The following is a 22,515-nucleotide window of genomic DNA, read 5'->3' on the forward strand; positions in this document are numbered from 1 at the left end:
CTAGATCCGACGTACTGTGAATCCGGCCTCGCGCCACCGCTCGGGATCGAGGATCGCTTTCGTGTCGATAATCGTCCGCTGTGCCATCCGCTCTCCGAGCGCGTGGGGATCCAGGTCCCCGAACTCGTCGTGGCCCGTCGCGATTACGACGGCGTCGGCGTCGATTGTCGCCGCTTCGAGCGTCTGCAGATCCAGCGTCGGATCCTCGACGTGCGGATCGTGGATCGCGACTGCGGGAGATTCGGGGCTCCCGCCGTCGGTCGCCGGCACGGCCTGTCGGTGTCCGTGCTGGAGTTCGCGAGCCAACCGCAGCCCGGGGCTCATCCGCGTGTCGCCGACGTTGCCCTTGTAGGCGACGCCGAGGATCGCGATCCGCGTGCCCGCAAGCGAGTTGACCTCCTCGGCGAGCAGTTCAGCCACGAACTCCACCATCCCGTCGTTTACCTGTCGTGCGGTCGCGATGAGGTCGAGTTCGTCCGAGTCGACACCGAGGAACCACGGATCGACCGGGAGGCAGTGACCGCCGACGCCGGGTCCAGGCTGCAGGATGTCGACGCGGGGGTGTTCGTTCGCCATCTCGATCGCCTCGCGCGAGTCGATCCCGTAGTCGTTGGCCAATCTGGCAATCTCGTTTGCCAGTCCGATGTTCGTGTCCCGGAACGTGTTCTGAATCAGTTTAACGAACTCCGCCGTCGTCGGATCCGCAGTCGTGTGGATTTCCCCTTCGACGAACGAGTCGTAGAGGTGGACGGCTGATTCGGTCGAAATCCCGTTGACACCGCCGACAATCCGGGCGTTCTGTCGGAGTTCGGTTATGATGTTCCCAGGGAGGACCGTCTCCGGGCAGTGGACGAGTGCGAAGTCGTCACCGGCCGTCAGCCCAGATTCCTCGAGGATCGGCTGGAGCGTCCCCGTCGTGGTTCCCGGTGGAACAGTCGATTCCAGAATTACGGTGTCGCCAGTCCGCAGTACCGGAGCGACGGCGTCGCCGACTGCCCTGACGTAACTCAGGTCTGCGGCCTTCTCGTCGCTGTCGAACGGCGTTGGCACACAGACCACGTGATATTTCGCCGGAACGATCTCTTCGACGAGTTCGAGTTTGCCGGACTCGAGCGCCTGCGTGACGAACGCCCGCAACCCTGGCTCGTCGAGGTGGATCTCTCCGTCCCGGAGCTCCGAGATGACCGTCGTATCGGCGTCGTATCCCGACACGTCGTGGTCGTAGTTTGCGAGCATCGCGGCGGTCGGCAGCCCGATATACCCCAGGCCGTGAACGCACACAGAACTCATTGGCGAACACGCTCCGTTTTTGGCATCACTTCTCGCAGGATCTGTTTGCCGGCAGTGCCGTCACCGAAGGGGTTCTCCCAGTCGCGGTCCATCCCGAGCATCTCGTCTACTGTCCGGACGATTCGTTCTGGATCAGCGGAACTCAGGCGATTCGCCCCGACGGTTACCGTCTCGGGCCGTTCTGTGCTGTCCCGCATCGTCACGCACGGGACTCCAAGGACGCATGCCTCCTCCTGAACGCCCCCCGAGTCGGTCAAGATCACGCTGGCAGACGCCTCCAGCCGGAGGAAGTCCAGGTAATCCAGCGGCTCTACGAGCCGGATCCGGTCGGACACGTCGATCCCGAACCGATCGAGTCGTTCCCGTGCCCGGGGATGGATCGGATAGATGAGTTCGACACCGTGTCGGGCGGCGGCTCTGTCTGCTCCCTCGAGGATCTTCCGAAATCGGGACTCTTCGTCGACGTTCTCCGCGCGGTGAACGGTCATCAGGAAGTACTCGCGTCCCTCGAGACCGTGATCGGACAGGACAGTGCTTTTCCGCCGGGCGATCTCCCGGTTCCTGTAGAGCGCGTCAACCACGGTGTTTCCTGTGACCGTGATGCGTGATTCGGGGATCCCCTCCCGCAGCAGGTTTTCCTTGCTCTGGTCGGTCGGAGCGAACAGGTAGTCAGCGACGTGATCAGCGACTACCCGGTTCGTCTCCTCGGGCATCTCCCGATCGTAGCTTCTGAGGCCCGCTTCGACGTGTCCGAGTTTCGCCTCGAGCTTGCTCGTCGCGATCGCCCCCGCGAGGACGCTGTTCGTGTCGCCCTGAACGAACACGACGTCGGGCGATTCGCGTTCGAGAACCTGGCCCACCTCGATAAGCATCTCACCGGTCTGCTCTGCGTGGGAGCCAGACCCGACTCCCAGATTGTAGTCAGGGTCCGGAAGTTCGAGCCGATCGAAGAACACCGAATCGAGCGTATCCGAGTAGTGTTGTCCTGTGTGTACGAGCGTGAAATCGGCGCCGGTACGGACGCATTCGCGGACGATCGGAGCGAGTTTGATGATTTCGGGTCTGGTACCGAGAACGATCGCGAGCGTTCTTCCGCCGGTAACGCCGTTCATGAACGGTCCTCCGAGCCAGGTCGGATCTGGCCAGCCGGGCCGTCGCTGTGGACGAACTCCATTGCAGACGCAATGGAAGCGGGAGGCTGTGGCTCGTCGCGCCGGTTCCGGACCGCCGGATACCCGTGACGGTGAACCAGTCCCTCGTTTTCTTTGACGTCGAACCAGCAGCCGAGCACCAGCAACAGGCAGCCGAAGGCGAACACGAGAAACGACACCATCCCGCCGAGGAACGCGTTCACGGTCGACGAGAGGGCTGCATAGAGCCCGCCTCCGACGCCGACCAGCAGAACACTCACACCGAGTGTGTAACAGGGGACGACCGGATGGAACTGTTTGACGAGATACGACTGTGCCATGCGGTCGAGGAAACTCCGTAGCAGAAGCATCGAAAGGCCGGGGACGAATCTGGAGTACCGTATCGAACTCGTCTCGTCACCGTAGACGGCCGAATGTGCGACGTCTGCGATTGGTTCCTCGCGTATGTTCAGCGCGACCAGGAGGTGGTTGAGGAACCCGTACTCCTCGTAGAGATCCTCGAACGGTACTTTTTGCAACCCGTCGTTGGATATCGCGGTGTAGCCGTTCTGTGGATCTGACACCTCCCAGTAACCGCTTGCGACGCGAGTGAGCATCGTCAGCAGTGCGTTCCCGAACAGCCGCCAGTTCGACATCCCCTGGCGGTCCTCTCTGGAGTGGAGCCGATTCCCCTTCGCGTAGGTGGCCTCGCCGTCGACCACCGGATCGATGATCCGGTCCAGCTCGTCGGGATCCATCTGTCCGTCGCCGTCCATCACTGCCGTCACGTCCATCTCGTCCGCCAGCGCGAGCGAATACCCCGTCTTGACAGCTGCTCCGGCTCCACGATTTCGCTCGTGTCTGACCGGAACAACGCGCTGTGCGGGTTCGCCGTCTCCCCCGTCGGCGACTGGTCGTTCGCTCGCTCGTTCGCTCTCCCGTCGGGCGTACTTCTCACTCCCTTCTGTACCTTCTTCGGTGGCAATGCCCTCGAGGCCATTTATCCGACGGGCGTGTTCCCGGATCTCCTCCCAGGTTCCGTCAGTGGAGGCGTCGTCGACCACGTATATGCGATCGACGAACGAGGGCATCGTCTCTATCACCGATCCGACCAGTCCTTCCTCGTTGTAGGCTGGAACGACGACTCCGATTGAGTGTCCCGCGTACATGATCACCACGAACCCATCGATACTGGTTCGCCGTGGACTCCCGATTCCAGTTTGCTGCTCCTCTCACGTTTCGTGTCCACTATCGCAATCGCAGGCCGAACTCCCGTCGCGAATTCACGGTAAGTGGCGACGGCTGGCCCCAACTGTTTTCGGTCGTCTCCGGTGTGTGTTCCCTTCATTGGATCCCTCCCTTCGATCTCTTCAGGTCGATCCTGCAACGAGACCGGGAAGTCAGGTAATCCAATCGGTCACGCAGCCTTTGTTATAGACGCATTCACGGAGGATTGGTGACGTCGCTCGTCGAGCCAGAACGAATAAATCCGTATGTAGAAGCGCTGCCAACTCCGAATTTTGGATGTGCGTCAATCTGATAGCTTTCGACACGGGTACTCGTCTCACTCTCCCGGCCAGATTGTGTAAAGTTCGCTATAACTGTCGGGACGAACGACTGGGTGTACTGGTCACTCGGCATCTTCTGTGCACCCGTGTTGAACGACGTCATTAAGTCGGCTGTAACTCGGCTGTCGGTGGCAGCATGCACGTCCATCCAACGGTGAAGCGACACGATATCCGCAGTTCCCGCTCGAGTTTTACTATTTGCAGTTTCTGGTCGGGTTGTTACGATACCCGAACCGCTGCTCGGGACGCAGTTTTCGTGGACGTCGCCGCCATGCTCCAGTTGAGGAAACAGAGCGGAACTCCGGTGTGAAACTGTTCGGGTTGACAGTCACAAATCAACGTACTGATTTTCCCACGTGCGCCGTCGTTCGAGTTCGGCGATTCCCCGATCGGTTATCTCGTAGTAATTCGTTCGCCGGTCTTGCGTCCCCTTTTTGATGAGATCGTTCTTGACGAGGGTATCGAGGTTCGGATACAGTCGACCGTGTGTAATGTCTCCCAGTTCTCCTTCCAACTCCTTTTTTATCTGTTGCCCCGAGGGACGGTCTTGCCCCGCGATCACGTACAGCAGGTCCCGCTGAAATCCAGTGAGTTCGAAGAGAACGCGTGGCATGTCAGAGTGAATTCTAACGCGTAGACATTGTAATGTTATTTATAATGTTGGAAGCGTCGACGTGCCGTGAACAGTCTCTCCGGTGGAAAATTTCCCTTCAACGACCGGGTCGGGATCCACAACTCGTCGCGAAGAGCCGTATGGATCTGCAGTTGTTTTAAATATGCTTAATACGGCGTAAGATGGACTGTAACCGACCAAAACGGGAGTTTTTATTCCGGCCCATTCGACAAAATATTCGCGCCAGGTCGCGGTTTGCAGTCGCCTTCCACTCGGAATCAGCAGTCGATCGACCGAATAACCGCGCAGATACCCGGACTCCTGAGATATGATTTATTAATGAGTGAATAACGAATTAGTCATGATCAATATGTTTATTGGATGGGACCCCCGCATTTCGATTGCTGGTGTACCGGTCTTCGGAGGTTCGAGTCATGACGGAGCCGGGAGACGGTGACGTACTGGAAAAGGACGTGGTATTCGAGGTTCTGGCAAGTTCTCGAAGACGATTGCTCTTGTATCACCTCCATCGACGCGGTGGGAAAGCGAACCTCGTTGATCTCGCGGCGGACGTCGCGGCTGCCGAAACCGACGGTCCCGTCGAGGAGGAGGTCGAAAAACGGCACTACATTTCGTTGTACCAGACGCACGTCCCGAAACTCGAAGAGACCGGTTTCGTCGTGTACGACGAAGACGAGCGGGAGGTCGAATTGACGGATAAAGTCATCGAAATCTCAGCACTGGTGGGCAAAACATCGAATCGGGGTCACCGGTGGCCGTTCTACTACGCGGTAATCGCCACGGTTGGTCTGGTTTCAATGATCCTCCCGCTTACAGGTGTCCCGATCGTCGAGCCGCCGGCCGTCGCCGGCGTCCTTTTCGGTCTCCTCGTCGTTTTGTCAGCAGTACACGTCGCCGCAACCAGAGACACCGACACGGAGTACTCTTTTCTGGAGACTTTGGTCGACGAGTAACCGGCCAGGAGCATATCGTAGTCGAGGAGTAGTCGGCCAGGAGAATATCGTGGGAGACGAGAAGCCGGTCAGGAGTACAGTTGGAGCAACGGAAGCCCCACGAGTCCGGCAGCGGCGAGTAGTGCCCATCCAACTGGGGGGACGACCGAAAGGGCGCCCACTCCCAGTGCGCCGGCAGTGACCAGCGCACTGACGCAGACTGCGGCCAGCACTGTTAGCTGTTCCCGGTGTATTTCCTCGGCGTCCCCGGTTTCTTCGGCCTCGTCGTCGCTCGTTTCCATGTACGGTAGCAATTGGGTCACCGAGTCCTGGAGTTCGATTGTCCCGCGGTGTTTGTCGTATTCGACGACGCCGCTTTCGTCCATCTTCGGAAGGTGACACTGGTAGAGGCCGATGTACACGCGCTTTCTCTGGGCCGAGGAGAGTTCCTGGACCGAGATGTCGTTTTCGCGGGCGGCGATGTGTTCGGCGACTTCTGACAGGTTCGCGCTTCCGTCTTCATCGCGCAGGTAGTTGATTACGGTGCGACGTCGACTGTTTTTCAACAGATCGAACAGTTCGTCCTTCGTCAGGTCGGCTCCGTTCTGACGGGACTGTGATGTGATCTCCGTGGCATCGGGTGTACTTCCCTCGACGGCACCCTCTCCCTCCGGAGGGCCGCTCCCACGCGCTGTCTTTCCCCGTTCGGGTTCGCTTTCAGACTTCCCCGGGGGAGCCTCGCTTTCGGCTTTCGGTACGTCGGATTCCCGTGCGTTGGACGGCTGTTCATCGGACTTCGGTGGCACACTGTCTGCCGACCCCAGTTTACTCGCGAACATGGAACATACCATTCAATCGTACTTCCAAAAGTAATAGTAATATAACCGGAACCGTTTCTCTCACTGAATTTGTTAATGCTTCGCAAACCTACGAGTAGTATAAGCTTACTTTTCATTCAACCTCAATCGTGTCCCGGGGTTTTTGAGTAAGGGTCAAATATATATCAGAATAATCGTCTCGAAACCCCCTCTCCGTCCGCATGAATTGGCTTTGCTCTACTGGGCCTCGTCCCGTTGCACGCGCGGGTCTCTCACCGGCACCGAAATCAGACCGACTGTGCGGCCGGCCGCCCTTCCTCGTAGAGCGATTCCAGCGAGTTGCCTTCGATGTCGAGCGGGTGGTCGACTTTCCCCCGCGCCTGGCGGACTCCAAACAGGCAAACACGAGCTCAGTCCCACGGAGTGCGTTCCCCGGCGATTATCGGTTCGGTGCCATCACCCAGCGACCCGATTGCGTGTTCGATCGCCCGGACGTAGTTCGGTTTGCTGGATCGAGTGCTCGCTACGCCCACGACGGTGTCGGTCAACTTCTGCAGCCCCGCCCTGGTCTTGGTCGAAATCGGACCGTACACCCGTTCGCCGTCGGTCTCGACCGTTCGCCATCCCCCCTCGGTTCGCACGCGCAACGGTGGACGGTCGTCGGGGCGGATTTCGATCTCTCCGTCAGTGTAAACGAGTCTGCGGAACGCGTCGACTGCCGTTCGCCGGTTCCCCTCCACGCTTGATGCCAGTCGCTCACACTGCTTACGTACTCCAAGTACTGCACGCCGTTTTCGTACTCCAAGTACTGCACGCCGTTTTCGTACTCTCAGTCGGCGATTGCCCGCGTGGAGTTGGGCGCTCCGAACCGCCGGTGATCCTCGCCTACGTATACGGCGGCGAGAGCCCATTTCCCAGGGTCACCATCGAGGAAGTACTCACAGGTTCCGAACGTGAGACATGAAGCCAGCTTTCACATAGGTGAGGGGGGAAGCCGGCTCGTAACGATCAGTGGGGCGGTGAACGGGGCCGGTCCCGGTCACGCGGACGTCATCCCCGACGCAGGCTGCATGTCGTCTCCGACGTCCAGTGTCGAATCCTCGAGGTACAGGGTACGGACTCGCTTTCCGATGCGATCCCAGTCGAGTTGCCGGACCGCCGCCCGGTTACGCCGTCCCATCGCTGCCAGAGCCTCCGGATCGTTTACCGCTCGAACTAATCCGGACCGAAGACCGTCGGGATCGGACGGGTCATAGAGGATCCCGCCGTCGGAACCGACCACGTCCGGAAGACAGCCCAGCTGCGGGGCGACGACCGCCCGTCCGAACGACATTCCGAGGACCGCACTGCCCGACGTGAGGATGGAATCGTACGGCAACACGATCGCGTCTGCGGCGCCCATGTACACCTGGACCTCTTCGTCGGAGACGTACTCGAAGACGGCTTCGACCCGTTCGTCCGATTCACAGGCATGGCGAACGCGGTTTTCGATGGTCTCGTCCCACGGGTTTCCGACGATCAGTAGCCGCGCGTCCCCCTCGACTGTTCGGAACGTCTCTACGAGCTCCAGGACGTTCTTGTACGGTCGTATCAGGCCAAAATACAGCAGTACTGGGTCGTCCTGGGGAAGGTCGAGCCTCCGGCGAGCCTCGGTCTGTGTGATCTCGTCCCGGTAGGCGTTCTCGAAGTGGCCGTGGGGCACCACGCGGATCCGTTCGCCGACGTGTTCCGGAAGCCGATAGCAGTCACAGACAGTCCCGACAGCACTCTCGCAGTGGACGACGATCTGGTCCACGAGTCGTGCCAGGACGTGACTGCTCGCGAGTTCTGTTCGCACGGCGTGTCGCTCGTGGTTCGCGAGGTTGTGGACGGTCCAGACGAGCCGGATCCCGAGCGCCTTCAGTACGGCGAGTTCGACGAACAACCTGATAGCGAGCAGCACTGCAAACAGGGGACGCCCCCAGTGTTCCGCGATCAGAAACCGGTGGATCCAGTGGAGGTGAACCACGTCGGGAACGCCGTGTCGTCGAACCCCCGAGAGCAAGGGAAACACCCCGGAGGCGTCCACCGGGAACACCCGAACGTCGTGCGCCTCCAGTGCGTCGATCAACTCGGACTGGTAGGGATTCGAGTCGGAGTAGTCGGGACTCATCAATACCGTTAGTCGTTCTGAGCCGTGATCGGTCATCGGTTCCTCTCCCCGTTCCCGATGGCAGACGGTGACTCAATGGCGACGTACGGGTGCGTCAGGAGATCGATACGAGTTCGTGAGAACTTCGTCGGTCCCCGAGTGTCATCACCGATAGCCGTCGTCGAGAAAACGGGACCAGGCCCGCATGGGACGCAGTTGCTGGCACACAAGCTGGTTTGATACGGCCCGGACCCTTCTGTAGTTTGGTTGTTATCGGTTAAAAAGGTAGCGCAGGAGGTCCCAGCCCGGTGGTCTTTGTGAGAGCGAGGTCGGCGTCTGATCGGAACACCCACGGCCGTATTTCGTCGGTTCGGCCGTCCCCGCTCACGACTGGTCATTCGAGGGTCCCGTCCCGTCCTCGTCGGTTTCGAACTGTTTCGTCTCATTTTCCTCCGGATCCTGGAACGCTTCCACGCCCGGGAGGGATTCGACTGCCTCGTTCGTTCCGACGGCCGTCGCCGCCGAGACAGCATCGCGGAATCTATCTCGGTTCGGATACTCCCGGACGGTCAACACGCGGTCACCTTCGAGCTCGAAGATCACCTCGAGAGTTCCGTCCGGATGTCGATACTCGTCGGCTTTCGACAGTTCCGCAGAGTGGTTGTTTTCGTTCATGTACACTCTCCGTACTCGTATGTCGCCAACGAAGGCTCATTCGGGGGGTATCCGCGTCGGGAGGGCGATGTCGTCGCCGATCGGAGGTTCGAGGATCGCTCACCGCCGACGCGGAGCGTCGAATTCGACGGTCCTCTTGTCAGCGCTCGGGATTGGGTGCCATCGTAGACCTGGAGGGTGACGGCTCCGGTGAGCGCTCCTCGCGTCATCTCGACCATCGTTGTTCCCACAGCTGTCTCACTGCCCCTCCCAATTCGTCGGTTCTCGCCGGGGCTCTCGACAGCCTCCTGAGGCGGCGGTTGGGTGCTCCGTCGAGAGTCATACGTGACCTCAAGGCCAACCATCGGTATTGTTATAGAGTAATTGATCGCGCAAATAGGCTGACGTCTGACGCAGGGAAGTCAATTCGATCCACTGTTCGGGATTTATGATTCCAGGGACGACGTCTGATCGGTCGCACGGAACACTTCACGCCCCCCGACGAACGCGTGATCGACTGTCGGTACGGGGTCCGGATCGACGACGAGCACGTCTGCACGTGCCCCTCCTTCGAGCCGCCCTCGGCGGAGGAACCCCACCACGTCGGCCGGGTTCTTTGTCACGCGTGCGACCCGTTCGTGCAACGGCTCTCCCGTTTCCACGAACGGCGCCGCCAGCAACGACGGCGGGTGATAATCCGAACAGAGGACGTCCACCACCCCCTCACGGGCCGCTTCGCGAGCTTCGAGGTTGTCCCACAGGCTGCCGCCCCGGACGAGGTTCGGGGCTCCCATGACGGTGCACAGGCCGAGTTCTTTGGCCCTCCGTGCGGCGGCCATCGTCAGCGGGTATTCGCAGATGGTCGCCCCGCACTCTGCGGCGCGGTACACTTCCGCCGGCGTCTCGTCGTCGTGGGAGGCGATGGGGATGCCGTTCGCGTGGGCCTTTTCGACGATGCGTTCGATCCGGTCGTTCACCACGTGTGCGGACATGGTGCTCCGTCGTTCGGCGAGCTGTTCGACGGCCTCCGAGGACAAGTCCCGGTCACCGACGTACCGACGCTGGAACTCTTCGACGTCGTCGAACTGTCCGCTCCCGGGGACGTGGTTCACGAGCGAGACCAGGTCGACGACGTTGTCCGTCAGGAACTCCGCGACGGCGGCGTGGCTCTTACAGCCGAGTTCACACCGGGCGTGAACGCGGTTGTTCCCGAGGAAACCGTCGGTTTCCTGGATCGTCCTCGTGAGTTCTCTGGCGAGATCGAGCGTCCGGTTCTCCTCGACGGCGTCCTCGAAGGAGATCGCGTGGAACTTCGTGGTCACGCCGGTGGCCACGTTCGCCCTGTCGGCCGACGAAAGCGCCAGCCGCTCGTCCACGTGCGCTCCAGAACGGGGGAAGAGGTGGTGTTCGATGTCGTCGCCGTGGAGGTCGACGATTCCCGGCATGACGATCCGGTCTGTCGCGTCGATCACCGTCGCGGCGTCGGATCCGATCGTGGTTCCCACCTCGCGGATCCGTCCCTCCTGCAACAGAATACAGCCGTCCTCGATTGACCCTTCCGGCGTGACGACCGTTCCGCCGCGGATCTCCGTTACACCGTGATCGGTTCGGAGACCTGTGTCGGTTCCGCCGTAGTTTCGACGTGCTATTCGATCGGAACTCATGTCCACGAGGTTACCAGAGATCCCTGTTAGTTATGAGGCGTCCACCCGACGTTAAGCGGGTACAAAACAGGGACTGCGACGGCAGGGCCAGACTCTCAGATTTTTCCGTAAGCTCGAACTCATAAGTATCGGTGACTTACTCGGTGCATTATTCCTCCGGATTATCGAAATGTTAAGTGCATTATGTAATATATTACCAAGATACTGGCGCTGTCTCACTGATATGTACCGTAATCGATGGCCGCTGTTCAGACCCCAGACAACTCGCGCGTCGATTGCGGTACGAGCTCCCCAGCTCGAAGTCGACTGTCGTCGGAAGACGACCGTCCGTGACTCAACGGCGAGAGCGTCCCCCCAGCCCGCTCTCGTCATTACCGCGACTGAGACTATCCATTTTCCGACCGGTTTCAGACTCGAATGACGAGCAGATCGAAACAGTTGTACGCGGTTTGAAATTTCATGGACTCGTTGCCGGAGATTATCCACCGCGTCTACGAGGCTGGATTCGGACGTAGCACTGCGATGCGGGACGAACTTCATAATGCCCTGAACGGTCAAAACATCCTGTCTTGGGCGGGCGTCCCCCCACGCTAGTGACGAATAGACTACAGCGTGCGAGAACGGAATACACTGTTATGACACGATTAGTTAATTCGGACTGGCCGAAACAAACTGAGTATGAGTAAAACCAAACTCATCGCCGTCGTACTGTTGGGGGCCGTCTCTGTCGTCCTGCTCCGCTCACGTATCGGACAGACAACCAGCGCGGACGAGTAGCTATTCACCAGACGTCTTTGTATCGACTAACGTCGATAATCATCGTCGCCTTTGAAAAACTGATGCCCTCTCTGGGAGAAAACAGATTGTCAGGTGGTGGACCAGAGAGTCAACGCTCCTTCGTCCCATCCTCAGAAGGAGTCGCTGAGAGAACTCTTCAGTACCTGTTCGACGATTTCATTACGGCACCCTCTCATCTTACAGGATATTTTAAACTGGTTGGTTTACTCTCTTGTTGTTACAGCGATCTTAGTATATTCATTACCAAACAGCTCGCTGTCCTACAACTCCACGCATGCCTCCGAAAATCTCAGTAATCATCGCCACGTATTATCGGAATAATCTACTATCGGAGGCCATTGAAAGCGTCGCCAACCAGGACTACGAACCCGTCGAACTCGTCGTCGTCGACGATTCGGGTGCGGAACATGCCCGCCCTGTATTGGAAGCGTACGAGAGTGTCGTGGATCGCCCGATATACCGGAGCAAAGAGGGGGATTGGGGAGCAGCATACACAACAGGAATCGCGGCCTCGACGGGCGAGTACGTCCAGTTTCTCGATGACGACGACCTCCTTCTTGACGGGAAACTAACCAAGACGGCTGCAGTCCTCGGGGAGAACCCTGACGTCGGCGTCTCCTACTGTGGCGTTATCAAAGAAGACGAAAAATACTACCCGAATCCGGACGTGGCTGGCGATATACTGGAGCATACACTGCGATTCCAGGATTTTCCCCTGTGGACCGGGTCAATGCTCATGGAGCGTGACGTTCTCATCGATTGCCTGCCATTGGCTACGAATGCGGGCGATCCAGATCTGAAGATCGAACTGGCAAAACGAACCGAGTTTGATTACGTCGACGAGTGTCTTGCCGTGTACCGGAGAGAAGCGAGTTCGAAGTGGGTTGGGCTGAAGAGGTTCGAGGAGGTGATGCGGGTCGTCCGAAACCAAAAGGAACTTTACGATCAGTATCCGGAGATCAGACGGTCCGTATTCGCCGACTGGTACGAGAAACAGGGAAAGGCCTACCTGAAACAGCGCCCGTGGTCACCGATGGCGACCCTGTGTTTCGCCAAATCCGCGTATTATGACGACGAAAACAGGCACATAAAGGCTATCGAGGCCGCGGCGTCCGTTTTCGGCCGCCTCGGATTGACCGCAGCGAGCCGTGTATACGCAGCCGCAAGGGGAACTCCGTAGCCACTCTCCCTGTCCATGATAAGATTCGTGTCCTCGCGTGTCGAACCGAAGTAGAACGGCGGGCCCGGACACTGACCGTCGAAAGTACTCTCCAATCCACTGACGAGGGATCGAAGAGACGGATTGTCGGTACTCGATTTTCGAGTCTTAGGGTGTGGGAAGATCGATTTCCAGCGTATGTTGTTCTCCGGATCCGAAAGTACCACTTGCTACCCCGAACTCCACTTGTTCTTCGACATCGACATCGTCAGCATCTATTGGACATTCCCCATCCTTGGCAGCTTCTTCGACCTCTTTGACGTCGAACTCCTCGGTGAGATCACGCGGGGGCCGAATGAAGACGGCCAGATGCAGGTCGAGCTCCTCATCGGAAACGACCTCAAATCTGACGCTGACATGGGTCGGGTTGTCCTCGTCGTCGAAGTCGAACTCTCTGTCGAGGAGATCGATTTTGTCCTCCTTCGGAAAAGTGCAGGACGGATTGAAGCTGACGCGATCCGAGTTCCCCACTGCAGCCATTAGGAAGTCTTCGGGTTCGTATTTCGGTACCTCGGGTGGGCTCAACCCGAGACCGAAGTCGACTTGCCAGTACACGGGTCCCTTACACTCGCCGTCGCTTATGGTGAGCAGTGCGTTCCGACCGCCGCCTGTCACATCGACAAAAGCATCCTCTACGGTTCCGCCATCGTTCTTGCATACCTCGATCTGATAGGCCCCATTCCCTCGCTGCACCCACTCATCGTACGTCTCGGTATCTCCATCCTCGTACGTCACCTCGAGTTCGTTGACCTCCTCGAACTCTTCTGGTCCTCCAGGCGTCAGTACCCAATACCAGCATCCATCTTGCTCGGGACAGTCCTGTTCGGCGTGCTCACTTCCCTGTCCACCCCATTCGATCGTGCGGTCCTCGTCATCGCTTTGCGGCGGGCCTCTTTCGTCGTCCGGTGGACCGCCGGCGTGGTCGGGCGGCCTCCCGCCGTTGCCGTTCGGTGGACCACCGTTACCCGTCCCCTTAGGTGGGCCCCGGGCGGACGCCGATCCGGTACCGCCGATCCCGACTAGCGATATCCCTCCCAGCGTTCGCAACACTCTTCTTCTCGGGAATGCTCTCGATCCATGACCTTCTCCTTCGGTTTCTTCCCCCGTCATCGACCGCAATAACGGTCCGAACTTGCAATGTTATACACTAACTACTTGAAGCTTGAAGCCGTTGAAATCCTGTTCTTTGGCGAACGTAACCTTACTGCTCTTCGGGGATCGGATTCTCGACGTACTGGGGTGTGACATCGCGTTCGAGAGTGTCACACAACGTCTCGACGGCCGTATTGAAGCTGTGTTGTTCGCCTGTTCCCAGGTTGTAGATACCGTCAAGGTCGTGAGCCGCAGCGAGTTCGACTCCGCGAACGACGCCCCTCGACGTGGACGAAGTCACGCGTCTGTGTCCCGTCCCCGTAGATCTCGGGCGAGTTCCCGTTTACTATCTTATCGGCAAACTGGGAGATGATAGAGATACGAGCGCATACCCCCGCCTTCCCGTGAGTGACGAGTGTTCCGACGCTCTGTCGGAACCGAGGAGCGAACAGGCGGGGGTCAAGCGGACACTCAGGACACACAAACCACCGTACTGTGCCGGGACTGGATGACCGACCAAACGTTTTTGTCGTGCCCCGGCGTACTGGAAACTGCTACGGAATCGGTGAGATGCCGGCCCCCAACAGACAAGGGGCGGTGACGAACGCGGTCTGTTCGTCACACGGCGATGACATCGATTCCGATGGGGCCTGCGTGACCGGGTCACAGCCCTACAGCGAGGGTGAAAACGAGAGTTTCGCCGGTATGCTGCCGGTTCCCTCTGAGTGCGGGTTGGAACCGGAATGCCGTGGTTCGGCACGGCAGTCATCCGGTGGCCAGATGCCACGGCCTTCAGGCCGTGGAGGAGGTCACAACACCGAGAACCATTAAGACCCAACAAGGGCTCTTATGGGCATGTCCCTAACGGTGGGGGAGGTCCGCCATCTGGAGGAGATAGCCATTGACTTGCCGATCGATGAGATCCTGGACCGGCCGCCGTTTCCGACGTGGATGGACTCGCGGCATGCAGCGGGGAAACTGCGGGATGCGGTCGCCGAGGTGCGACCGGCGGTCCTTGCGGAGATCGAACCGCGTGGAATGTACCGAATCCTCGAGACCGACGACTCCGGCATCGCTGCCTACGAGCCGCCGGAACTCTTGCTGGATGCAGAATACGTCTGTAGCGTGGTCGTAACCGTGGGCGAGCTGTCGGACGAGGAAGACGAGGCGCCGCAACTCTTCGAGGGGTTCGTTCGCGACGCCGTCGAAAACGTGGCGTTGACTGTCATCACGGAAACCGTGGGCGACGAGATCCGGGACGTCGCCGAGAAAAACGGCTGGAACACCACGCGGCTGTTCACGCCCGGGGACGGCGGCTACGACTGGCCGCTCTCGAACCGCCGGTACGTGTTCGAAACGCTCCCGACGGATGAGATCGGGGTCTCGCTACTGGACAACGGCCTGAACGTCCCGAACAAGACGATCAGCGGTGTCGTCGGTATGGGCTCCAGCGTGACCCAGGTGCCGGGATTTCACTCCTGTCTCGGGTGTCCGATCCTGCAGGAGTGTGACTACGCGGATACATCGGATCTCGCGCCCGTGACAAACTGACACGCTCCCTATACCGCGTCAATTCTTCTTCTGGAGCCGGTCCGTGACCGCTAAAAGCGGTGTGACGTCGGCATACTTCATCTCCATGTCGAACAGCGACACCTCGTGTGAGACCACCGATCGGTCCGCCACGCACTCCGGCGGCACGATCATCCGGAAGTTGCTGGAGTGGCCGTCAACCACGGTCGCCCGGACGCAGCCACTCGTCGACATCCCGCAAATGATCAGGGTGTCGATCCCGTAGTGGTGCAGGTAGTTCGACAGGTGCGTGTCGAAGAAGGCACTCGCACGGGGTTTTTCGAACACCTGTTCGCTCTCCTGCGGTTCAACTTCGGGGGGGATCTCGTCGAGTTTCTCTACCCACTGTCGATGCTCCTCGTCCGGCGTTCCCTCGACGGATCGTATCGTTGGCTTCCGATACTCCCGGGGATACGTGCCGGCGGGTGTCGGAACCGCGTACACGACCGGAACGTCGACGTCCCGCGCCGTCGCCAGGAGCTCCGCGGTCGACTCCACGCACGGCTGGCTGACTTCCGGTCGTTCTTCGATGAACGCAAGCGTCAGATCCACGACGAGGACGGCGGGCGAATCACCCCATGCGGCGGTCCGCGAAGTTTCCCCCTCCGTCTCGAAGTACTCGAGGTCCGAATCCGGGATCACGTCCGGGACGTAGTACGCGCCGTTCCTGTTCATCCAACCGGCTCCGTTACGATCCGCTCTTGTCTTCTCCCGCTGTCCACCGTCGCGCGCCCGGGACGATCCCGACGAGTTTGGTCACGTATCCGAACCGGAACAGCCCGACCTGGAACAGCACCCCCAGAACGAACACCGCCAAAAACAGCGGCGAGAGCATGTCGAAGATCAACGGCTCGATCGACAGCGTCTCCTGGGCGGCCTGGAACTCGGCGAGCGTCAGCGACCGGGTCGCGAACGCCGAGCCGATGAAGCCGCTTGTGAACACCAGCGTCAGCTTGGTCGCGACCAGGCCGAACAGCGCGCCGACCACGAGGCCGACGACGGTGACCGCTGCGGTTTCCCACGTCCCGGCGACGTAGATCGGCGCCACGGCGAACCGGGCGATGAACGCGCCGACGATTCCCCCGATCCCCATCACTGCAAACGAGAGACCCGCGTACGCGAGGAACGCCCCGACCAAACCGACGACGACCACGATTCCCGCGGTCGCGACCAGACCCTCGGCTCCGACGACACCGAGCAGCGACGGTGCGAAGACGTACCCGGTTCCCGCGCCGACGAGGAAACCGGCGAGCGTGACGGCGTACACCGAAAGCGCCGCCCCGACGAACGCGAGCAACAGCCCTGCGAGGACGAGTCCGACGTCGACTGGGGTGACCATACGGAGGTGTTCTTTCGGGATCCTATAAAAGTCGACGGACGGCCACTGCTTGCTTGCTGTGACGCCCGCGACGGACGTCTCCGATCACCGCGGGCGTCCGTATTTGGCGGCCTTGATGTCGAGATACCGGCTGTAGGATCCGACCGCGAGCGCGAGCCCGACGATCGCGATCACGAACCCGACGATGCTGCTCATCCCGATCGAGAACATCCCGACGAGAAACCCGATCAGGAAGGTGAACACTCCGACTGTTGCGAGCACGATCGACAGCACTCCCGACGGCTGGACCTCCTCGCAGTGTGGGCACGTTTTGGTGCCTCGCGAGATCGGCTCGCCGCAGGCGAAACAGCGACGTCGCGCCCGTGGCTCGCGGTTGTCACGGGGCATAATTGGCGGGAGTTCGGTCCCCTCTTAGCTCTCCCTGTCTCCGTCTGTGTCTTCGGTTTCGTCGGTCGCCCGGGACTCGCTTCCGTCGACGTGTTCCCGGTCGGCATGCCGCTCGGGGTCCGCGCCGTCGGCGCCCTCCCGCTCGGCGTGCCGCTCGTCGCCGTCCGAGTTGTCGACTTCTTCCTCGGTTTCCGCGCCGTTGCTCACGGTCACCTGGGCCGCGCGAAGCACTTTCTCTCCCATCTCGTACCCCGGCTGGTACAGTTCGGCGATCGTGTCTTCGGGCGCTCCAGAGTCGACTTTCAACATCACTTCGTGACGTTGGGGATCGACCTCCTCGCCGGGTTCCGGATCGATTACGTCGACGTTTTCCTCCTCGAGCACGTCGTCGAACTGCTCCAGCGTGGATTCGACGCCGGGACGGATGTCTGCCTCCTCCTCCTGCTCGAGGGCTCGCATCAGGTTGTCTCGAACCGGAAGGAGTCGTTCGACCAGCTCTTCGGTCGCCCGTTCCCGGAGCTGGTCGCGTTTCTTCTCCTGTCGTTTCTTGAAGTTCTGGAAGTCGGCCTGTTTGCGCTTCAGCCGGCTCACCAAGTCCTCGACTTCCTTGGATCTCTCCTCGAGTTCCTCCTCGAGCGTTTCGACTCTCCCTTCCAGCTCGCTGAGCCGATCTTCGACGGCCTCGGCCAGTTCCTCGTCGTGTGTGGCGACCCGTTCGACGAACTCAGTCTCGCGGTCGACGACGTCTCCGTCAGCCGACGTCGACTCGGCTGCCTCCGACGTCGACTCGGTGTCGGTCTCCCGGGTGTCGTCGCCGGCTTGCTCGGTCATGTTCGAAGGATACGCACGCCCCGGCTTAAGAGTTCAGAAACCGCCGACCTATTTCACGGGCAGCGACGAACTACGCGGCATGACCGCACCGAACCGAAACGCGCTGTGGGCGGCAGCGATCGTCGAGGAGCTGGTTGCCGCGGGGGTCGACACCGCCTGTGTCACGCCGGGAAGCCGATCCACGCCGCTGGCCGTCGCGTTCGCGAACCACGACGACGTTCACGTCTTCTCTCACCTCGACGAGCGCTCGTCGGCGTTTTTCGCTCTGGGCCGGGCGCGGCGTACCGGTCGGGTGACGCCGCTCGTGTGCACGTCGGGGACTGCGGCGGCGAACTACCATCCGGCGGTGCTCGAGGCGGATCGCGCCCGCGTGCCGTTGCTCGCGCTCACTGCCGACCGGCCGCCGGAACTGCGCGACTCCGGAGCGAACCAGACAGTCGACCAGGAGAAGCTCTACGGCAACGCGGCCCGGTACTACAAGGACCTCCCGGAACCGGAAGCCGCCCCGAGAAAGCTCAGATCGCTCCGTACGACTGTCGCCCGTGCCCTCTCGGCGGCGGAGGGGACGCCTGCCGGACCGGTTCACCTGAACGTGCCGTTCGCGAAACCGCTTGAACCGACTCCGGTCGACGGCGACGTGCCCGCGGATCTGGAGCCCGTGGCCGCAGAAGGGCGACGAGCCTCCACGTCGACGGTCGAACCGTTTGTCGATCGAACCGCCGGGACGCCGGAACTCGACGAGCGATCGCTCCGGGCGGTGGCACAGAACCTCGAGGCGGAACGGGGGCTCATCGTCGCGGGGCCGGCCGATCCCCCTGGATTCGATCGGGAATCGATCGTCGCACTCTCGCACGCGACCGGCTATCCGATACTCGCAGATCCGCTCTCCGGACTTCGGTTCGGCGGCCACGTGAGGGTAGCGCCGGTGATTTCGGGGTACGACGGCTACCTGACCGCCGACTCGGAGGATGCACTGGCCAGCCCGGCCGACGAGTGGCCGGCGCCGGACGTCGTACTCCGACTCGGGGCGTCTCCGACGTCGAAATCGCTCCGGAAGTATCTCGCCCGGTCGGGAGCCGACCAGTTCGTCGTCGACCCCGCCGGTGGCTGGCGGGAGGCGGAGTTTTCCGCGACGGATCTCGTCGTCGCCGATCCGTCCCGTCTGTGCGCTCGACTCGCCGAGTTGCTCCAGGGCCGATCCGCCGGGAAAGAGGAGTGGCGTAGACGCTGGGAGACGGCGGACAGGATCCACTTCGAGACGGCCCACCAGTGGATCGTTGACGGGGACGAACGGGACGGGACGGAGGGACAAGCCCTCTACGAGGGTTGGGTGCTGTCCGACGTCGTCGATCTCGCGCCCGACCCCGCGACGGTGTTCGTGTCCAACTCCATGCCGATCCGCGACGCCGACCGCTTTGCGGCCGCCGACTCGAGCGCCGTGACGATGCTCGGAAATCGTGGGGCGTCGGGCATCGACGGGATCGTCTCGACGGCGCTGGGGGCGGGCAGCGGAACGACCGACGATCTGGTCTGTGTGCTCGGTGATCTGGCCTTTTACCACGACATGAACGGGCTGTTGGCGCTCGCGCGGTGCGAGGTCGAAGCGACGTTTGTACTCGTCAACAACGACGGCGGCGGGATCTTCCACAAGCTCCCCATCGAGCGGTTCGATCCGCCGTTCACCCGGCAGTTCAAAACCCCACACGGCCTCGATTTCGAGCCGAGCGAGGGGCTGTACGGCGTCTCGTTTGCCCGCGTCGACGCGAGACCCGAAAGCGACCTCGAGTCTCCTCGGGAGACGTTTCGGGAGTGCCTCTCGGCGGCGATCGCCGCCGAGGGATCACACGTCGTCGAACTTCGGACGGACGCGAAAGCGGGTCATCGCGCGCGGGAGGCTCTCGAGGGGGCTGTACGCGAACGGGTCGTGAAAGAAACCCAGACCGGCTAGCTCGGCCCTCGTACGGAGTCGCCGACACCACTCTTCACGAACGTCACTCTTCACGAAGCCGTTCGTACGCGCGATTGACGCGCTTGAACTCCTCCCGGCTGCCGGAGTCGGTGTCGGGGTGAGATTCCTTTACTCGACGCCGATAGGCACGCCGTATCGCGTCGGCCGACGCGTCCGGTTCGATCTCGAGCGTCTGGAATGCCTCGCGTTTCGAGAAACGGTTCCCCCTCTGCGTCCCCGATCCCGCCCCCGTTCCGTTCGACTGGTAGGCGCGCCTCCGGTTGCGTTCTGCACGTCGATCTCGTTCGCCCCGTTGCCCGCGGGTCTCCTCCGGGCCTTCGGGTCCGAAACGCACACCTCCGACTGTTGACGCCCGAGCCTGATCGAAGGAGAGACGACCCGTTGCGTGTTGCCACATCACGTACGTCGCGCCCCCGAACGGCACCGACAGAAGGAAAAAGAACGGGGAAACGACGACGGCGACCACGAGCATGAACGCAGTCATCCCACCCATGACTGCTGCGAGTCCGACGACGATCGCCTCTCGGTGCACAGGGTTCGTTGGGGGCGGACGCCCGTAAGGTTCTCGGGCGGATTTCGGCGAGGCGAACTGTTGGCACCCGACCCGAACGTATACGATTCCCGCCGACGTACGCCGATACATGAGCGTCAGCGGCGTCTGTCAGATCTGTGAATCCCGTCCCGGGCGTCACACCTGCCGGCTCTGCGGGCAATTCGTCTGTGAAGAACACTTCCGGACGATGGAGGCGATCTGTACTGACTGCGCTGCGGGCGCGACCCAGTGAAGTCGGGCTACCGGTACCGGTTCAGTTCTTTTTTGAGCCGTTTCGCGGCGTCGCCGGCCGCGTTCACGTACCGGTCGAGTTCGGCATCGGTGACGTCCGCTCCCGTCGCGCCGACGGCGTCCTCGCCGGCGAAGATGATCCCGCGCGAGGAATTCACCAGGCCGACGTCCACCCCATCGCGATCGATTAGCCCGTGTTCGACTGCAGCCTCCGCGTCCCCTCCCTGGGCGCCGATTCCCGGAACCAGAAACGGCAGGTCCGGGACCTCGTTCCGGAGCGTCTCCAGTTCCTCGGGGGCGGTCGCGCCGACGACGAGTCCGACGTTGTCGCCCTCGTTCCAGAGATCAGCGAGAGCGGCGACCCGGCGATACACCGGCTCCCCGGTTTCGAGTTCGAGATCCTGGAGATCCGCGCCGCCGGGATTGGAGGTCCGACACAGCACGAACACCCCACTGTCGTGGCGGTCCAGGAACGGCTGCAACGAGTCCCGACCGAGATACGGGTTGACGGTTATCGCGTCGACCCACTCCAGCACCTCGGCGTATTGGCGCGTCGTGTTTCCGATGTCCGCCCGTTTCGCGTCCAGGAGCACCGGAACCCCCTTTCCGTGGGCGTACGCGACCGTCTCCTCGAGCGCCCGCCAGCCGTCCGGGCCCTCGTAAAAGGCGGCGTTCGGCTTGTAGCAGGCGGCGTGTTCGTGGGTCGCATCGACGATCCGTCGGTTGAACGCGAACCGCGGGAGGTCTCGATCGGCGACTGCTCCCGGAAGCCTGTGCGGATCCGGATCCAGCCCCACCGACACGACGCTGTCGATCATCCGGATGCGATCCCGGAGATCCTCGAAGAAGTTCATACGGTCTCCTCGACAGCGATCCCTAAATAGGCCCGCGATTCGACGGGGCACTGCCGCCCGGTTCTCCCTCTGTGAGAGTCCCCCACAAAGTTGAAGTAGCGGTGTGGTATATCGTAACATGTATGGCCTCTGCACCGAGTGCCGACGACGAGCTGTTCGACGAATTCCTTTCGGACCGCGGCCACGAAATGGCGGAGACGCGATGGGAATATTCGTATAACAAAAAGCAGTGCCCGGAGTGCGGCGGTCTCAACGACGAATCGTCGACGGAGTGCTCGGTATGCGGCTGGCATCCGGGTGCGGCCTGACAGGACGAACGGACGCGATCGTTTTCGACGCGACTGATTTTTTCGGCTACTGTCCCCGACAGTGTCGGCTCGGTATCCAAAATTGCTGCCGCCCCCGGCAAACTTAAGTTGTCCCCGCTATCAGTACCTCGTGACGCTTCGCTTGGAGGGCCGAAGCGTCAGCGGGGACCATTCAGGGCGGCGCGTGCCCGCGTCGACCGTTTTCCGGTCACGCGGGTTCGTTTCTATCCCCTTTTGAATTCGTCTCGCCGGTTACCCACTGCTCCGTGTTCGGACTTCCTTCGTGGCGCCGACGAGCAGCGCTCGGCAATGGAGAGTGCGGGGGAAGGGATTCGAACCCTCGAACTCCTTCGAGAGCGGATCTTAAGTCCGCCGCCTTTGGCCAGGCTCGGCCACCCCCGCCCGTCCGACGGTTCGTCCTCGACTGAAAAGGGCCTTCCGGATCGGGTGGCCGAATCATCCTACCCGACTGTTCCGACGAGAGCGGTTCGAACGGCCGAAGAAATGAGAGCGGTTCGAACGGCCGAAGAAATGAGAGCGGTTC

Annotated in this window: 21 protein-coding genes, 1 tRNA gene and 2 pseudogenes; 6 read left to right on the forward strand and 18 right to left on the reverse strand. The window is 61.1% G+C overall.

Annotated elements, in window-relative coordinates:
• The 4 genes from AArcCO_RS04960 to AArcCO_RS04975 all read right to left on the reverse strand — a co-directional run bounded on the left by AArcCO_RS04960 (position 1) and on the right by AArcCO_RS04975 (position 4,601).
• Positions 1 to 1,290: a nucleotide sugar dehydrogenase gene (locus AArcCO_RS04960; RefSeq protein WP_259535328.1), complete on the reverse strand. Its 1,290-nt coding sequence runs from the start codon at positions 1,288 to 1,290 to the stop codon at positions 1 to 3.
• On the reverse strand, positions 1,287 to 2,402 hold the full coding sequence (wecB, locus tag AArcCO_RS04965; RefSeq protein ID WP_259535329.1) for a non-hydrolyzing UDP-N-acetylglucosamine 2-epimerase: 1,116 nt from the start codon (positions 2,400 to 2,402) through the stop codon (positions 1,287 to 1,289). The genes AArcCO_RS04960 and wecB overlap by 4 nt, the downstream gene beginning before the upstream one ends.
• Positions 2,399 to 3,589 (reverse strand): glycosyltransferase family 2 protein, encoded by a 1,191-nt coding sequence (locus tag AArcCO_RS04970; RefSeq protein WP_259535330.1) that lies wholly within the window; start codon positions 3,587 to 3,589, stop codon positions 2,399 to 2,401. Before AArcCO_RS04970 ends, wecB begins: the two co-directional genes overlap by 4 nt.
• 727 nt (positions 3,590 to 4,316) lie before the next feature.
• Positions 4,317 to 4,601, reverse strand: a complete 285-nt coding sequence (locus AArcCO_RS04975; RefSeq protein ID WP_259535331.1) for a PadR family transcriptional regulator — start codon at positions 4,599 to 4,601, stop codon at positions 4,317 to 4,319.
• Between the two features lie 434 nt (positions 4,602 to 5,035).
• Here AArcCO_RS04975 and AArcCO_RS04980 point away from each other — a divergent pair, with 434 nt between their 5' ends.
• Positions 5,036 to 5,575, forward strand: coding sequence for a DUF7344 domain-containing protein (locus AArcCO_RS04980; protein ID WP_259535332.1), 540 nt, complete (start codon positions 5,036 to 5,038; stop codon positions 5,573 to 5,575).
• A gap of 68 nt (positions 5,576 to 5,643) precedes the next feature.
• On the opposite strand, the gene AArcCO_RS04985 is transcribed toward AArcCO_RS04980, so the two are convergent.
• From AArcCO_RS04985 to AArcCO_RS05005, 5 genes are all read right to left on the reverse strand, one after another.
• Positions 5,644 to 6,393 (reverse strand): DUF7344 domain-containing protein, encoded by a 750-nt coding sequence (locus AArcCO_RS04985; protein ID WP_259535333.1) that lies wholly within the window; start codon positions 6,391 to 6,393, stop codon positions 5,644 to 5,646.
• A 389-nt stretch (positions 6,394 to 6,782) separates the two neighbouring features.
• A complete protein-coding gene (locus AArcCO_RS04990) occupies positions 6,783 to 7,112 on the reverse strand; it encodes a hypothetical protein (protein WP_259535334.1) in 330 nt (109 codons plus the stop codon).
• Positions 7,113 to 7,411: 299 nt separating this feature from the next.
• Positions 7,412 to 8,524 (reverse strand): glycosyltransferase, encoded by a 1,113-nt coding sequence (locus tag AArcCO_RS04995; RefSeq protein WP_259535335.1) that lies wholly within the window; start codon positions 8,522 to 8,524, stop codon positions 7,412 to 7,414.
• Positions 8,525 to 8,887: 363 nt separating this feature from the next.
• The gene (locus AArcCO_RS05000) at positions 8,888 to 9,178 is read right to left on the reverse strand and encodes a hypothetical protein (RefSeq protein WP_259535336.1); all 291 of its coding nucleotides are present in this window, start codon (positions 9,176 to 9,178) and stop codon (positions 8,888 to 8,890) included.
• A gap of 425 nt (positions 9,179 to 9,603) precedes the next feature.
• Positions 9,604 to 10,821, reverse strand: coding sequence for an alpha-D-ribose 1-methylphosphonate 5-triphosphate diphosphatase (locus AArcCO_RS05005; RefSeq protein WP_259535337.1), 1,218 nt, complete (start codon positions 10,819 to 10,821; stop codon positions 9,604 to 9,606).
• A gap of 1,072 nt (positions 10,822 to 11,893) precedes the next feature.
• Here AArcCO_RS05005 and AArcCO_RS05010 point away from each other — a divergent pair.
• Positions 11,894 to 12,799, forward strand: coding sequence for a glycosyltransferase family 2 protein (locus tag AArcCO_RS05010; RefSeq protein ID WP_259535338.1), 906 nt, complete (start codon positions 11,894 to 11,896; stop codon positions 12,797 to 12,799).
• Between the two features lie 147 nt (positions 12,800 to 12,946).
• Here AArcCO_RS05010 and AArcCO_RS05015 read toward each other — a convergent pair whose 3' ends face one another.
• Both AArcCO_RS05015 and AArcCO_RS05020 read right to left on the reverse strand, forming a co-directional pair.
• Positions 12,947 to 13,948 carry a hypothetical protein gene (locus tag AArcCO_RS05015; RefSeq protein ID WP_259535339.1) on the reverse strand — a complete coding sequence of 334 codons (1,002 nt, stop codon included), beginning with the start codon at positions 13,946 to 13,948 and terminating at the stop codon, positions 12,947 to 12,949.
• Between the two features lie 100 nt (positions 13,949 to 14,048).
• Positions 14,049 to 14,307: pseudogene (locus AArcCO_RS05020) on the reverse strand (NAD-dependent epimerase/dehydratase family protein); the annotation flags it as partial.
• 478 nt (positions 14,308 to 14,785) lie between these two features.
• Between AArcCO_RS05020 and AArcCO_RS05025 the strand changes: the two are divergent.
• Positions 14,786 to 15,481 (forward strand): hypothetical protein, encoded by a 696-nt coding sequence (locus AArcCO_RS05025; protein ID WP_259535341.1) that lies wholly within the window; start codon positions 14,786 to 14,788, stop codon positions 15,479 to 15,481.
• Between the two features lie 18 nt (positions 15,482 to 15,499).
• On the opposite strand, the gene AArcCO_RS05030 is transcribed toward AArcCO_RS05025, so the two are convergent.
• From AArcCO_RS05030 to AArcCO_RS05045, 4 genes and pseudogenes are all read right to left on the reverse strand, one after another.
• Entirely contained in the window at positions 15,500 to 16,174 is a 675-nt protein-coding gene (locus AArcCO_RS05030; protein ID WP_259535342.1) for an isochorismatase family protein, read from the reverse strand.
• A gap of 13 nt (positions 16,175 to 16,187) precedes the next feature.
• Complete coding sequence (locus AArcCO_RS05035; RefSeq protein WP_259535343.1) at positions 16,188 to 16,838, reverse strand: phosphate ABC transporter permease; 651 nt, start codon at positions 16,836 to 16,838, stop codon at positions 16,188 to 16,190.
• Positions 16,839 to 16,922: 84 nt separating this feature from the next.
• Entirely contained in the window at positions 16,923 to 17,225 is a 303-nt protein-coding gene (locus AArcCO_RS05040; protein WP_259535344.1) for a zinc ribbon domain-containing protein, read from the reverse strand.
• Between the two features lie 201 nt (positions 17,226 to 17,426).
• A pseudogene (locus AArcCO_RS05045) lies at positions 17,427 to 18,056 on the reverse strand (nucleotide exchange factor GrpE); the annotation flags it as partial.
• A gap of 79 nt (positions 18,057 to 18,135) precedes the next feature.
• On the opposite strand from AArcCO_RS05045, the gene menD reads away from it, so the two are divergent.
• The gene (gene menD, locus AArcCO_RS05050; RefSeq protein WP_259535345.1) at positions 18,136 to 20,004 is read left to right on the forward strand and encodes a 2-succinyl-5-enolpyruvyl-6-hydroxy-3-cyclohexene-1-carboxylic-acid synthase; all 1,869 of its coding nucleotides are present in this window, start codon (positions 18,136 to 18,138) and stop codon (positions 20,002 to 20,004) included.
• Between the two features lie 43 nt (positions 20,005 to 20,047).
• Here the strand turns inward: menD and AArcCO_RS05055 are convergent, their stop codons facing one another.
• Entirely contained in the window at positions 20,048 to 20,557 is a 510-nt protein-coding gene (locus AArcCO_RS05055) for a J domain-containing protein (RefSeq protein ID WP_259535346.1), read from the reverse strand.
• A gap of 109 nt (positions 20,558 to 20,666) precedes the next feature.
• Here AArcCO_RS05055 and AArcCO_RS05060 point away from each other — a divergent pair, with 109 nt between their 5' ends.
• Entirely contained in the window at positions 20,667 to 20,810 is a 144-nt protein-coding gene (locus AArcCO_RS05060; protein ID WP_259535347.1) for a hypothetical protein, read from the forward strand.
• A gap of 7 nt (positions 20,811 to 20,817) precedes the next feature.
• On the opposite strand, the gene pyrF is transcribed toward AArcCO_RS05060, so the two are convergent.
• Complete coding sequence (gene pyrF, locus AArcCO_RS05065; RefSeq protein ID WP_259535348.1) at positions 20,818 to 21,663, reverse strand: orotidine-5'-phosphate decarboxylase; 846 nt, start codon at positions 21,661 to 21,663, stop codon at positions 20,818 to 20,820.
• Positions 21,664 to 21,785: 122 nt separating this feature from the next.
• Between pyrF and AArcCO_RS05070 the strand changes: the two genes are divergently transcribed.
• Positions 21,786 to 21,971, forward strand: coding sequence for an HVO_0416 family zinc finger protein (locus AArcCO_RS05070; protein ID WP_259535349.1), 186 nt, complete (start codon positions 21,786 to 21,788; stop codon positions 21,969 to 21,971).
• A 317-nt stretch (positions 21,972 to 22,288) separates the two neighbouring features.
• Here the strand turns inward: AArcCO_RS05070 and AArcCO_RS05075 are convergent.
• Positions 22,289 to 22,373: transfer RNA gene (locus AArcCO_RS05075), tRNA-Leu, on the reverse strand.
• Positions 22,374 to 22,515 lie beyond the last annotated feature (142 nt).

Origin of the sequence: Halalkaliarchaeum sp. AArc-CO, from assembly GCF_024972735.1 — an archaeon.
Classification (GTDB): Archaea; Halobacteriota; Halobacteria; order Halobacteriales; family Haloferacaceae; genus Halalkaliarchaeum.

Excerpts from the sequence above, each read along its gene's own strand:
- AArcCO_RS04960 (WP_259535328.1), bottom strand. The coding sequence starts at position 1,290 with ATGAGTTCTGTGTGCGTTCACGGCCTGGGGTATATCGGGCTGCCGACC.
- wecB (WP_259535329.1), bottom strand. The coding sequence starts at position 2,402 with ATGAACGGCGTTACCGGCGGAAGAACGCTCGCGATCGTTCTCGGTACC.
- AArcCO_RS04970 (WP_259535330.1), bottom strand. The coding sequence starts at position 3,589 with ATGTACGCGGGACACTCAATCGGAGTCGTCGTTCCAGCCTACAACGAG.
- AArcCO_RS04975 (WP_259535331.1), bottom strand. The coding sequence starts at position 4,601 with ATGCCACGCGTTCTCTTCGAACTCACTGGATTTCAGCGGGACCTGCTG.
- AArcCO_RS04980 (WP_259535332.1), top strand. The coding sequence starts at position 5,036 with ATGACGGAGCCGGGAGACGGTGACGTACTGGAAAAGGACGTGGTATTC.
- AArcCO_RS04985 (WP_259535333.1), bottom strand. The coding sequence starts at position 6,393 with ATGTTCGCGAGTAAACTGGGGTCGGCAGACAGTGTGCCACCGAAGTCC.
- AArcCO_RS04995 (WP_259535335.1), bottom strand. The coding sequence starts at position 8,524 with ATGAGTCCCGACTACTCCGACTCGAATCCCTACCAGTCCGAGTTGATC.
- AArcCO_RS05000 (WP_259535336.1), bottom strand. The coding sequence starts at position 9,178 with ATGAACGAAAACAACCACTCTGCGGAACTGTCGAAAGCCGACGAGTAT.
- AArcCO_RS05005 (WP_259535337.1), bottom strand. The coding sequence starts at position 10,821 with ATGAGTTCCGATCGAATAGCACGTCGAAACTACGGCGGAACCGACACA.
- AArcCO_RS05010 (WP_259535338.1), top strand. The coding sequence starts at position 11,894 with ATGCCTCCGAAAATCTCAGTAATCATCGCCACGTATTATCGGAATAAT.
- AArcCO_RS05015 (WP_259535339.1), bottom strand. The coding sequence starts at position 13,948 with ATGACGGGGGAAGAAACCGAAGGAGAAGGTCATGGATCGAGAGCATTC.
- AArcCO_RS05025 (WP_259535341.1), top strand. The coding sequence starts at position 14,786 with ATGTCCCTAACGGTGGGGGAGGTCCGCCATCTGGAGGAGATAGCCATT.
- AArcCO_RS05030 (WP_259535342.1), bottom strand. The coding sequence starts at position 16,174 with ATGAACAGGAACGGCGCGTACTACGTCCCGGACGTGATCCCGGATTCG.
- AArcCO_RS05035 (WP_259535343.1), bottom strand. The coding sequence starts at position 16,838 with ATGGTCACCCCAGTCGACGTCGGACTCGTCCTCGCAGGGCTGTTGCTC.
- AArcCO_RS05040 (WP_259535344.1), bottom strand. The coding sequence starts at position 17,225 with ATGCCCCGTGACAACCGCGAGCCACGGGCGCGACGTCGCTGTTTCGCC.
- menD (WP_259535345.1), top strand. The coding sequence starts at position 18,136 with ATGACCGCACCGAACCGAAACGCGCTGTGGGCGGCAGCGATCGTCGAG.
- AArcCO_RS05060 (WP_259535347.1), top strand. The coding sequence starts at position 20,667 with ATGAGCGTCAGCGGCGTCTGTCAGATCTGTGAATCCCGTCCCGGGCGT.
- pyrF (WP_259535348.1), bottom strand. The coding sequence starts at position 21,663 with ATGAACTTCTTCGAGGATCTCCGGGATCGCATCCGGATGATCGACAGC.
- AArcCO_RS05070 (WP_259535349.1), top strand. The coding sequence starts at position 21,786 with ATGGCCTCTGCACCGAGTGCCGACGACGAGCTGTTCGACGAATTCCTT.